A 12,130-nucleotide genomic window follows, 5' to 3' on the forward strand; every position below is an offset into this window, starting at 1 on the left:
ATAACAAAATAAAATCTATTCCTAAAACAATAACAGAACTTCCAAAATTAAAAATTTTATCGCTACTAGATAATAATTTGAAAGTTATAAGTAAATATATAGGAAATATCAATACTTTGGAAGAATTCTATTTCAGCAGCAATTCATTAATAACTATAGAAAATGATTTTTATAATTTAGAAAATTTAAGAAAGCTCTATATAAAAGGAAACTTATCATCTTTACCTAGTGAAATATATAAATTAAAAAAACTAAAATATTTATATATAAATGGCATGATATACAATAACTAATATATTTTTTATTCATAAAAAATAAGACAAGAGTATGTATTTACCCTTGTCTTATTATTAATAATATCTATGGCTACTTTATAATTAAGTCTTTTTTAAACCATTTTACTGATATATTAGAGGCAGTTCCATCAGCTTTTATCTCATCTAATATCTTATCAATTTCCTCTAAAAGTTTTTTATCAGATTTTTTGATTCCTACAGCATATAAACCATCTGTAAAAGGAGTGCTATATACTATAGTAAAAGGAGCATTTTTTTGAGCTATATAATACTCAGCAAACACATCGTCTATTATCACAGCATTTAATCTCTCATTTTGCAAATCAGCAAGTGCATCAATATTTCCATTATACTGACGCAATTCTTTTATCTGTGAAACTATAGGGTGATTTGCTATTTGCTCATGATTACCGCCATATTGAACACCTACAACTTTACCAGCCAAATCATCTATTGAATTAATGCTCTCATCGCCATTATGTTTAACAATAATAAGCATATTATTCAAATAAGGCTTTGAAAAATTCATGTGCAATTTTCTTTCATCGCTAATATTAAGCCCATTCCAAAGAACATCTATTTCACCATTAGTTAAAATGGCTGTAGAGTTACCCCAATCTATAGGTTTAGTTTCAAGCTGAACTCCCATACGTTTAGTAACCTCTCTTGCTAAATCAATATCAAATCCAACTATTTCGCCGTTATCTCCTACAAATCCCATTGGAGCAAAAGTATCATCTAAACCAAGTACCAATTTTCCAGCATTTTGTACTCTTGATAAAGAATTATCTTCTTCCTGAACTTGTATCTCATCTTCTTTAACAATATCAAAATTATTTAAAGGCTGATTTTTATTATCTTCTTTAGAACATGAAACAGTAAATAATAAAAATAAAGCCAATATAATAACTGATGCTTTTTTCATTTTTATTTTTCTCCATAATAAATAAAATATCAAAGATATAATTTTTATTTCAAAACTATATCTTTAGCAAACCATTTCTGAGATATTTCAGCAGCCTTTCCGTCAGCTTTCATTTCATCTAATATTCTGTCAACTTCTGCTAAAAGTTTTTCATCACTTTTTCTAAATCCAACACCGTATAATTCTTCTGTTAAAGGACTATTATCCACTACAACAAAAGGTGCTTTCTTTTCTGATATATAGTACTGAGCAGCTACTTCATCTATAATAACAGCATCTATTCTTTTAGCCTGCAAATCCAAAAATGCATTTACATTAACATCATATCTGCGTATTTCTTTAGCATTTTTACTTGCAGGATCAGCAGTTAATGCTTCATCATTACTTCCAACCTGAACACCCAATACTTTTCCTGCTAAATCATCTTTAGAATTAATAGTAGCATCATCAATAGCTTTTACTATAACAAGTCTGTTATTAAGATAAGGTTTAGAAAAATTAATTTGCTGTTTTCTAGCATCATTGATAGTAACACCATTCCAAAGCACATCAACATCGCCTTTGTTAAGACTTAATATTGAACTAGACCATTCTATAGGTTTTATCTCTAATGTTACACCAAGTCTTGAAGCAACTTCTCTAGCTAAATCGATATCAAATCCTACAACTTCTCCGTTTTCATCTCTAAAACCCATTGGAGCAAAAGTATCGTCCAATCCTAATACCAATTTTCCAGCATCTTTTACCTTTTGAAGAGAGTTATCCTCAACTGCTTCTGATGATGCATTATTAGTACTTGCCGAATTATTACAGCTTATAATAACTGCAAAAGAAGCCAATAATAAAAAAGTTAAAATACGTTTCATAGTTTTCTCCTTAAGAAATTTTTATAATATTTTAATTAGCTTATAAAATCAGCTTATAATTAAAGGCCTTTAATGATTGGTAGTAAAATGAAATGATAAAAAAAGAGTATAAGAAATATTGTATAAATAATAACTATTCATAAGTAACTCCATAACCTACTTCATTACTGTGTATTGTAATACTATTTAAGAAAATGTCAACATTTATTTGAAAATTAATTTCCAATTTTTGATTTATAGTAAAATAACTAATAAAATAATTACAGAAAAAATATTATTTATGAAATATTTTATTCAAAAACTCTTTAATCCTATCATTACTCTGATTATTAAAAAAATTATCCGAAGTATCCATAGCTATAATTTTTCCAGCGTCCATAAAAGCAATATTTGTAGAAAGTTCTCTTACAAAACTTATTTCATGACTTACAACTATCATAGTCATTTTTTCTTTTGCAAGCTCTTTTAATACCGATAAAACTTCACCTATAAGTTCTGGGTCTAATGCCGATGTAGGCTCATCACAAAGAAGTATTTCTGGTTTCATAGCCAAAGCTCTGGCAATAGCAACTCTTTGTTTCTGTCCTCCTGATAATTCATTAGGATAGCTGTCTTTTTTATGTTTAAGTCCTACGCTATCTAAAAGTTTTAATGCATTCTCTATAGCTTCATATTTATTTTGCTTCTTTACTATGATAGGAGCTTCTATTATATTTTCTAATGCAGTTTTATGAGGAAATAGATTAAAATGCTGAAATATCATTCCTATTTTTTCCTTTCGTTTCATAAAATCAACATGATTAATATTCAATGCCTTCTCCCCTTCCCTCTTACAAAATAAAACTTCATTATCTATATAAACCTCTCCATAGTCTGGTTCTTCTATCTGTATAATATTTCTCAAAAGCGAACTCTTGCCAGCTCCTGAAGGTCCTATAATAGAAAGTATATCGCCTTTATTAACTGTAAATGATACTCCGTTTATAGCTGGAGTGTCTTTATAATGTTTTTTTATATTTACAACTTTCAAATTAGTTTCTTTAGTTTCTAATGACATATTTCTTCTCCAATTGTCTGAATACAAGAACCAAAACAGAAGTAAAAAGCAAGTATATAATGGCTGCTATAAAAAACGGAAGTAATTTATAATCTCTTGTAAGTATTTGTCTAGCATGAAGCATTAAATCTCCTATACCCAATACTATAACCAAAGCAGTATCTTTTATTAAGTTAATAGCCTCATTAGAAAGCGGAGGAAGTACTCTTCTTACAGCCTGAGGAAGTATTATTCTAGTCATAATCTGTCTGTAGCTTAAATTAAGAGCAAAACCAGCCTCATACTGACCTTTCTCTATACTTTCAATGCCAGCTCTGAATATCTCCATAAGATAAGCAGAATAATTAAGTATAAAAGTTACCGCAGCTGATGTAAAAGCTGGAAAAGCTATCATATTATTGGTCATAAGAGGAAGTCCGTAATAAAAGAATATAAGCTGAAGTATTAAAGGAGTTCCTCTAAATATCCAAGCATATATATCAAAAATATACCTTATAAACTTTGGAGCACTAAACTGCAATGCTGCAAAAAGCATAGATAATGGAAGAGAAATTACCGCCGTTACAAAGTAAAGACATAAAGTAGTATATGTTCCTTTTAATAGGTATAAAGTAGTAGATATTACATAATCCATAAATAAAACCAATAAATATAAAAAGTTAATTGAAATGTCATTATAATACTATTTGTAAAAATATCAATAAGAAAAATATATAAAGAATTATTTACAGTATATAGCTAAACAATTATAGTTTATTAAAAAACAATTTATATATTTATATAACTTTATGGCAACCGAAGGAAATACCATTATATATAGAGTAGTAAGCAACTTTTTTGTACGTCAAAAAGTTGATAATACATTTATAAAAAATATAGAAATTGATAAAAAAATTACATAAGTACAACTTAACATAATATTTTTTATATAAATTCTATAAAGCAATTTTTGTAATTACCGAATATATAGTATCAATAAATTTATAAAATTAGGGAGTGTATTATATGGTACGTTCTTTATGGACAGCAGCAAGCGGTATGAACGGTATGCAATTTAAAACTGACACTATCGCAAATAACCTTGCCAATGTTAACACTATAGGATATAAAAAAGTAAGAGCTGATTTTGAAGATTTAATATATCAAAATTTAAAAATACAAGGCACACCAGCTACAGAAGATACAGTAAGACCTGTAGGACTTCAAACAGGACTCGGTGTAAAAAGTGCTTCTACACAAAAAATGTTTGATCAAGGTTCGCTACAGGCAACAGGAAATAAACTTGACTTGGCATTGGAAGGAGAAGGTTTCTTTCAAGTATTAATGCCAGACGGCAGTGTTTCATATACTAGAGACGGATCTTTCAAAATTGATGCTAACGGTCAAATGGTTACTTCAAACGGATACAGACTAGTACCAGAAATAGTATTTCCAGAAAACTTCTTGGTAGAGCAAATATCCATATCAAGAGAAGGTGTTGTATCTGTAAAAATAGGTGATGAAAATGATCCTGTAGAAATAGGACAAATTACACTTCATAGATTTATCAATCAGCCAGGACTTCTTTCTATAGGCGATAACTTGTATAAAGAAACTATAGCAAGCGGACCTGCTTTTGAAGGCGAACCAGGTGCTAACGGATTTCCTAGAATACATCAGGGATTCGTTGAAATGTCAAATGTTAAAGTAGTTGATGAAATGGTTGATATGATTGTAGCACAAAGAGCATATGAGATGAACTCTAAAGCAGTACAAACAAGCGATAACTTACTTGCTACTGTTGTAAACTTAAAAAGATAATTTTTTACATAACTAGTAATTTACATATAAGAGGTCTTGATATTATTATATTATTCAAAGACCTCTTTTCTGTATATATTTCCATATGAACTTTCATCTTTTACATAAAGACTAACCATATTAGTGTATTCATATCTTATACTTTCAGCATAAGATTCTCCATATTCATTATAATTATTTCCTGCATTATAATATCTTAAAGACTTTATTATATCACCATCAAATCTATCTAATAGTTTATCTATAAATCTTACACCAAGTATAATATTATCTCTTGCATTATATCTGTTTAATGAAGGATCAACATCTTCATTAGCTATAGGAGTTATTTGACAATATCCATATGCATTCTTTTTGGATAAAGCTGTAGGAATAAAGCTGCTTTCAACTTTTATTAAAGCAACCATTAAAAGAGGGTCTACATCATAATTACCACAAACATCAAAAACATCTTTTATAAACCAAAAGTCCTGATTATAATGATTTGAAACATCTTTTATTAAAGTAACCCAATTATCAGAAGGAAAAGAATAATCATTAATATTAAAATTATGAGTTTCCAAATTTAAATTACAAAGAAATAAAGCCAATATTATAACCGTTCTTTTCATACACCCCCTCTTATTTAAAAGATAAGCTATATATAAACGCTAAAAAGCAATTAGTATATACTTTAAAATTAACATTTTTTTTTTAATGTCATAACAAAATGCAATTTTTTTACATTATATTTAATATTTTTATACATTTTTTACAATTCAATATAGCCTTCAAAACAGTATCTTGCTTCACCTTTCATAAATACACTGTTATTTTCATATCTTAATATTAAATCTCCTCCTAAAAGATGATTAAGTATAATATTATCTGTTCTTTTGCTTATAAATCCTGCAACACATACAGCAGAAGCACCAGTACCGCAGGCTAAAGTTTCAGCACTTCCTCTCTCCCAAGTTCTTTGTCTAACTTCGCCCCTATTTATAACCTCTACAAACTCTACATTAGTCCTGTTTGGAAATATAGGGTTATTTTCAATATAGCTTCCTATATCGGCGATATTCATATTAGAAACATCATCCACAAATATAACAGTATGAGGATTTCCCATAGAAACGCAGGTAAAATAGTATGTTTTGCCATTAAAAGTTATAGGTTCATCTATTATCACATCTTTATCTATAGTAGTAGGTATCTTTAGGCCCTCAAGTATAGGAGAGTCCATATTTATTTCAACACTGTCAACCTCATTATCTTTTATAAAAAGTTTTGCATCTAATATACCTCTTAAAGTTTCTATTTTCATAGGATTATTCTTACTAATATTTTTATCATAAGCATATTTGGCAACGCATCTTATACCATTACCGCACATCTCACTTTCAGAACCATCATAATTAAACATTCTCATTTGAACATCTGCTCTATCAGAAGGCATTATCAGTATAATTCCGTCAGCACCTATAGAATAATGTCTATGACTTAATATAGGAGAATATTTCATAGCATCTTCTACTGTAAACTTTTCTTTGAAACAATCTATATAAATATAATCATTTCCTATGCCATGCATTTTTGTGAAATTCAATATCATAATAAAAAAACCTTAAATAATTTATTATATTCTATAGTATAATCAAATTTAAGTAAATATTTTATAATTGTGTATTTTACATTTTGGTATACAATAAATTTATTATTTCATATAATACTTGTTTAAAAAATAATTTTTTATAATTTTGTTGTGGTAGTCACCCCAGTTCTTTTGTGACGCTATCCGCCTTCGGTGTGCCATAAAAATCAGGCACATCCAATGGTCACGAAAGGCTATATTTCAGGGCAAATTTAACAATCTATAATATAAAACATAATTAGTACTATTTAGTATTATTTTTAGACTTGCATTTTATGCAACTTTTTGTGGCGGAAAAAAGTTAAATAAAAAATTGACAAACTTAAAAAGTTTTAGTATATCTTACAAAGTGTACTATAAATTTGCTTATTTGTTTTATATATAATAATAGAAATATTTAATACTATATCTTATAGAAGTAAATATAGTTTCTAATGAAACCAAGTAAAGAACATCAAATATTTTTTATATAAAACAAATTTTTATTGACATAATTATAAAATGTATTTATAATTCTATACTATAGGAGGTTATATGATATGAAGGGTAGAATTTTAAATTTTTCATTCTTTTTATTAATTTCAAGTTTTTTATTTATTAATATTTCATGTTCTAAGAAAACAGAAGAAAACACAAATATCCCTGAAGACCTATACGGGCAATATTTTATGTCTCAAGATGAAACATATATGAAATCGGTTTATGTAATTGTAGGTTATAATGGATTAGAAATTGATTATCCTAATGATGAATCTACAATAGAAGTCGTAAAAAAGTGTGTGGATGTTGTGCTAGAAAGCGACAGAGCTGTAAAAGGAGCTATAGGAAATGATGAGTTATCAAAAGTATCAGATAATCATTATAAAACTATATCTACAAATGATGCTCATATGGAGTTTAAATTTAATAATGGATTACTTGAAATGTCTGTTTATGAAGGCACACAAAAGCTTAAATCAATTAATTTGCCTAAACTAGGAAAAAAATATTGAAAAATATCTTAAGTGAATAAAATTATAATTAGATACAATAAGTTAGTTGTATAAAAAATCGTATTTTAAAATTTTATTCACTTTATTATTTTTTTATAATGGATTTATACGCGTATCACAAAAAATAATAAAATGCGAGTATAATAAAAATAAGTGAGCCGAAGCCAGCTAGTGAGTTTACTCGCTAGCTTATTATAGGCAAGGCGAGCATAACAATAATAGGAGTTATTTATGGATATTGAACTTATCATAGGTATTTTAGTTTTTATTGTATTTCTGGGTCCTCTGGTATTATATCTTAATATTGGTAAAATTCTACCGTCGCTAAAGAAATGGTATTCTAAAAATAAAATATGGTTAAATGAAAAAGAATTATTTATGCTGAAAGATAAAATAAATAATATATATATTAATTGCTATAAAATTAAATATGATGAACATTATTATTCATATGGGGCATCCTGCCGTAAGTTGAGAGATGTATCTCCTTCATTAGATTTCGATTTATGGGCACATGAATATTTTGACTCTTTTTCAGGGCAAATATTTATAAATAACAGCGATGAATTAATTATTCGTGAAACTAGTCCATTATACATAGATCAAATTATGGTTTATCATGATTATGATGTTAAATATTTTAAAGAAATATATTTCAAACAAAATCATTCAGCTATACGAAAGAGAGATAAATTTGAGTCAAAAGAAGGGATAAGAGATAAATTGACAAGAATAACATTCAGAAAAGAATTAGATTATGAAAAAGCATCAAAAATTGAATATACTATGGATATTGAAAATAAAAGAATAGAAGGAGTTTTTGAAGTTATTAGAAAGCCTGAAATAGAAATAAAACAATTTTTTCTTCCAATTGAACAGATAGATTCCTATGATACAGCTTGGTCTGATATGAATAACATGATGACTAATTATTTGTTTAATTTCAATTTTCCTTTTATTAAAGGAAAAGAAAGAATAAATAAGGCTATTAGCGGAGCTTATAATTATGATGAAAAATTCAAACAAGAAAAAGGAAAAGAGCTTGAAGAGAAATTGAACCATAAAGATGAGCTTTTAGAAGATAAATTCTGTCTTGATGATAAAACTTGTATTGCATATTATAATAAACTTAGTAATTTTAGATGCCTTGATATATTATACTATGATGATGAAGTAATATGCGTATACAAAAGAACTGTAGAAGTAGAAGCACCTAAAGAAATTATATTAAAAAATCATTCTCTTATATTTGAATTAGAAAGCGAAAGAAGTATAAGTTCTTATTTAAGAGATTTAGTTGTTGATAGTAAGGAATTATTATCTAATTATGAACTTACTGATAATTTTTATAATAATATAGATAATGTAATATTTCTTTTAACAGATACAGGAATTATAGTAATGCCTGAATATCCTGATCTGGCTATTAAGGACTATAAAGATGAATATGAAGAAATTGCAGAAAGAATATTTATCCCTACAGACCATTTAAAAAATTATTTGAATGAAAGACATTATTTATTTAACTTTTTTAATAGGAGATAATTAATTTTTATATTTTTTATTAGTATGATTTAATACTGATTTTATACTTGCACTTTCGCTGCAGGTGTACTTCATATGGTTCTTTGATGCTGGCCGCCTCACTCTGTGTACCGTATGCAGGCGTGCGACGGGAAAAAACAAGAAGTGCAAGTATAAAAATAATCCTAAATTAGACTAACTATGTTTTATATGTAGAATAAATTATTAAATTTAGCCTGAAATATAGACTTTTTGCTTCTTTGTGGCAACAAAAGAAGTGGGGTTCGGGGGCTAGTCCCCGAAAATAATAAAAATATAAAAACTAATTTGAACAAATTATAATTGTTTAGATATATATTAAGAGAGTTTATTGCTAGCAATAATAAAATGGAACATAGCAACTAAAAAGTGAGCCGAAGCAGCTGACAACTTTAGTTGGCAGCTTAGTATAAGCTGAGGCGAACATAGCAACAATAGGAGTATTTATGATATCATTTGGAATATTGGAACCATTAAGACTTTTTCTTATTAGTGACTATTTCTGGCCTATTTTGTTTGGAGCAATTGCTATTTTTCTAGCTGTAATTTTTACAATTGAGAAGAAAGCAAAAAAATGGTATGCTAAAAATAAAATACTGGTATATGAAAAAAGTTTTTTCATGCTGAAAGATAGAGTAAATAATATATATATTAATTGCTATAAATATAAAGATAATAATTATGATGAATGGTACAGAAAACATCGCGGTAAAATTAAGTATGTAGTTAAAGCAAAATTTGACAATTTCGCACGTGAATATTTTGCTTCTTTTACAGGTCAAATGTTTATAAATAGCGAAAATAAATTAATGATTCGTGAAACTAATGAATTAAATAATAATCAAATTAATGTTTACCGTGATTATGATATAGCTTATTTTGAAAGATTAGAAGAAAAGCAATTTAAATATGATGATCCTTATAAAAATTCATGGAAAGAAGCACGTAAATTTGGCGGTTGGAGTTCAAAAGAAAACAATAGAGAAATTTTATTAAAAATCAAATTCAAAAAAGAATTCGATTATGAAAGAACATCAGAAATTGAATATACTATGGATATTGAAGGCGGAAGAGTAGAGGGAGTTTTTGAAGTTATTAGAAAGCCTGAAATGGAAATAAGAGAGTTTTATATTCCAGTAGAACAGACCACTTTTACTGATGATAAATATTCAGCTTATCTTGGTATGGAAGAAGTAAGGAAAATGCTTACTAATTATTTATTTAATTTCAATTATCCTTTTATTAGAGGCAAAGAAAGAATAAATTCAGCTGTCAGCGGAGCCTATAATTTTGATGAAAATTTTAAAGAAGAAAAAGGAAGATATCTTGAAGAAGAATTAAAAAATAAAGAACTTATTATAGAAAAATTCCATCATTATGACCAAAACAAAGCCTATTATGCTGATAAAATTGGTATTATATATTATAAAAAACTTAAAGACTTTAGATGCTTTGATATATTATACTATGATGATGAATTAATATGCATATATAAAAGAACTGTAGAAGCAGATGAAAGAAGCGATGAAGCTATAGTAAAAAATCATTCTTTTATATTTGAATTGAACGGAGAAAAAAGTATAAGTTCCTATCTAAAAGATTTAGTTGTTGATAGTAAAGAGTTATTATCTAATTATGTAGTTGGCGACTATTTTTATGACAATATAGATAATTTAATATTTCTTTTAACAGATACAGGAATCATAGTAATGCCTGAATATACAAATCTAATTCTTAGCGATGAGGATTATGATTTTGAAAATACGAATGAAAAAAATGCCGATAAAATATTTATTTCTTCTAATGATTTAAAAAATTATTTAAATAGAAGTAGTTCTTTATTTAGTTTTTTTGATAGGCAATAATTGTTTTTATAATTGATTTTTACATAATGTGGGGCGTATAATTTAAAATATAAAAGTTTAATATAGAATTAAACAAGTGCAAATAGGTTATTATAGGCCGAGTTAGTAGCGAACGAATATGACGATTAATAAGCGAGCCGAAGCCAGCTAGTGAGTTTATTGCTAGCAACAATAAAATGCAAACATAATAAAATATTAGAAAGCTAAATATAAAAATTTTGAGCATCTAGCAAATTCGCTAAAGGCAGGTAGAGTCATTTGCTAGATACAATTAGCGAACAATTTTTATTAGTAATAATAAAAGGTGAACATAACAATAATAGGATAATAACAACAATGAAAAATTTAATAGGTAAATCATTTATTGATAAAGACATAATAATTATTGTAGCAGTAGTGATTTTAGTAGCTGCTGTAATAATAATTATTAATATACCAAAAAATAATGCTAAGAAAAAACCTATAAGATTTTATAAGAATAATTTTTTCATGCTTAAAGATAAAATTAACAATATATATGTTTATGTCTATGAACACAAGAAAAATGATAATTATAATGATTTATACTTACATAGAGATAATGTGTTTCCATATATAGGAAGAGTATATATAAATAATGATAATGGCTTTATTATAAATGATATTTACTTTTCATCTGAAAGAATAGGAATTGACAATTATTATTATAAAGATAATCCAATTTTAATTAATAAACATTCATCAGAGGGTAATATATCTTATGTATATGAGGCAGAAACTTTTGCTGAAATAAAATTCAAGACAAAATTAGATGATACATCAAAATCACAAATTGAATATATTATTGAGTTTAAGCCTTATGACAGTATTGTTGACTATGTTGGCGATAATATAAAAAAAACTTTAAGAGAGCCTGTAAAAATAGAAGGAACTTTTGAAATTATAAGAGAAGATGAAGCAGAAATAATAAGATTACACAATTCAGAAATATTTGGTTTGGATAATTACAGAAGTAGTTTATATAGTTCTGAGAGAATATTCTATGGCAATATATTTAATTTTGATTATCTTTTTATAAATGGAAAAGAAAAAATAAAATTATTCTATTAATGGAGTTATGGAGTTTTCAGATGAGTTTTTAAAAGATAAAATTAAAG

10 protein-coding genes and 2 pseudogenes are annotated in these 12,130 nt (G+C 26.9%); 6 read left to right on the forward strand and 6 right to left on the reverse strand.

What is annotated here, in order from left to right; all coding sequences use genetic code 11:
- Positions 1-293: pseudogene (locus tag KQ44_RS06330) on the forward strand (leucine-rich repeat domain-containing protein); the annotation flags it as partial.
- Positions 294-366: 73 nt separating this feature from the next.
- Here the strand turns inward: KQ44_RS06330 and KQ44_RS06335 are convergent.
- From KQ44_RS06335 to KQ44_RS06350, 4 genes are all read right to left on the reverse strand, one after another.
- Positions 367-1,221, reverse strand: coding sequence for an amino acid ABC transporter substrate-binding protein (locus KQ44_RS06335; protein WP_096736707.1), 855 nt, complete (start codon positions 1,219-1,221; stop codon positions 367-369).
- A 44-nt stretch (positions 1,222-1,265) separates the two neighbouring features.
- On the reverse strand, positions 1,266-2,087 hold the full coding sequence (locus KQ44_RS06340) for an amino acid ABC transporter substrate-binding protein (protein ID WP_096736708.1): 822 nt from the start codon (positions 2,085-2,087) through the stop codon (positions 1,266-1,268).
- A gap of 274 nt (positions 2,088-2,361) precedes the next feature.
- Entirely contained in the window at positions 2,362-3,144 is a 783-nt protein-coding gene (locus tag KQ44_RS06345; RefSeq protein WP_096736709.1) for an amino acid ABC transporter ATP-binding protein, read from the reverse strand.
- A complete protein-coding gene (locus KQ44_RS06350) occupies positions 3,128-3,778 on the reverse strand; it encodes an amino acid ABC transporter permease (RefSeq protein ID WP_096736710.1) in 651 nt (216 codons plus the stop codon). Before KQ44_RS06350 ends, KQ44_RS06345 begins: the two co-directional genes overlap by 17 nt.
- Before the next feature lie 371 nt (positions 3,779-4,149).
- Between KQ44_RS06350 and flgG the strand changes: the two genes are divergently transcribed.
- Complete coding sequence (gene flgG, locus KQ44_RS06355) at positions 4,150-4,944, forward strand: flagellar basal-body rod protein FlgG (protein WP_008726144.1); 795 nt, start codon at positions 4,150-4,152, stop codon at positions 4,942-4,944.
- A 50-nt stretch (positions 4,945-4,994) separates the two neighbouring features.
- Here the strand turns inward: flgG and KQ44_RS06360 are convergent, their stop codons facing one another.
- Positions 4,995-5,555 (reverse strand): lytic transglycosylase domain-containing protein, encoded by a 561-nt coding sequence (locus tag KQ44_RS06360; RefSeq protein WP_096736711.1) that lies wholly within the window; start codon positions 5,553-5,555, stop codon positions 4,995-4,997.
- A gap of 140 nt (positions 5,556-5,695) precedes the next feature.
- Positions 5,696-6,535 (reverse strand): diaminopimelate epimerase, encoded by an 840-nt coding sequence (gene dapF, locus KQ44_RS06365; protein WP_096736712.1) that lies wholly within the window; start codon positions 6,533-6,535, stop codon positions 5,696-5,698.
- 578 nt (positions 6,536-7,113) lie between these two features.
- Here dapF and KQ44_RS06370 point away from each other — a divergent pair.
- The 4 genes and pseudogenes from KQ44_RS06370 to KQ44_RS06385 form a co-directional block, all read left to right on the forward strand.
- Positions 7,114-7,566 carry a hypothetical protein gene (locus tag KQ44_RS06370; protein WP_096736713.1) on the forward strand — a complete coding sequence of 151 codons (453 nt, stop codon included), beginning with the start codon at positions 7,114-7,116 and terminating at the stop codon, positions 7,564-7,566.
- 231 nt (positions 7,567-7,797) lie between these two features.
- Complete coding sequence (locus KQ44_RS06375) at positions 7,798-9,111, forward strand: hypothetical protein (RefSeq protein ID WP_096736714.1); 1,314 nt, start codon at positions 7,798-7,800, stop codon at positions 9,109-9,111.
- Between the two features lie 464 nt (positions 9,112-9,575).
- The gene (locus tag KQ44_RS06380) at positions 9,576-10,994 is read left to right on the forward strand and encodes a hypothetical protein (protein ID WP_096736715.1); all 1,419 of its coding nucleotides are present in this window, start codon (positions 9,576-9,578) and stop codon (positions 10,992-10,994) included.
- A 336-nt stretch (positions 10,995-11,330) separates the two neighbouring features.
- Positions 11,331-12,130, forward strand: a pseudogene (locus KQ44_RS06385) (hypothetical protein); the annotation flags it as partial.

It is taken from the genome of Brachyspira sp. G79, assembly GCF_002379365.1.
Classification (GTDB): Bacteria; Spirochaetota; Brachyspiria; order Brachyspirales; family Brachyspiraceae; genus Brachyspira.

Bases quoted from the DNA above. Each gene is read 5' to 3' on its own strand.
- dapF (WP_096736712.1), bottom strand. From the start codon at position 6,535: ATGATATTGAATTTCACAAAAATGCATGGCATAGGAAATGATTATATT.
- KQ44_RS06335 (WP_096736707.1), bottom strand. From the start codon at position 1,221: ATGAAAAAAGCATCAGTTATTATATTGGCTTTATTTTTATTATTTACT.
- flgG (WP_008726144.1), top strand. From the start codon at position 4,150: ATGGTACGTTCTTTATGGACAGCAGCAAGCGGTATGAACGGTATGCAA.
- KQ44_RS06350 (WP_096736710.1), bottom strand. From the start codon at position 3,778: ATGGATTATGTAATATCTACTACTTTATACCTATTAAAAGGAACATAT.
- KQ44_RS06340 (WP_096736708.1), bottom strand. From the start codon at position 2,087: ATGAAACGTATTTTAACTTTTTTATTATTGGCTTCTTTTGCAGTTATT.
- KQ44_RS06375 (WP_096736714.1), top strand. From the start codon at position 7,798: ATGGATATTGAACTTATCATAGGTATTTTAGTTTTTATTGTATTTCTG.
- KQ44_RS06345 (WP_096736709.1), bottom strand. From the start codon at position 3,144: ATGTCATTAGAAACTAAAGAAACTAATTTGAAAGTTGTAAATATAAAA.
- KQ44_RS06380 (WP_096736715.1), top strand. From the start codon at position 9,576: ATGATATCATTTGGAATATTGGAACCATTAAGACTTTTTCTTATTAGT.
- KQ44_RS06360 (WP_096736711.1), bottom strand. From the start codon at position 5,555: ATGAAAAGAACGGTTATAATATTGGCTTTATTTCTTTGTAATTTAAAT.
- KQ44_RS06370 (WP_096736713.1), top strand. From the start codon at position 7,114: ATGAAGGGTAGAATTTTAAATTTTTCATTCTTTTTATTAATTTCAAGT.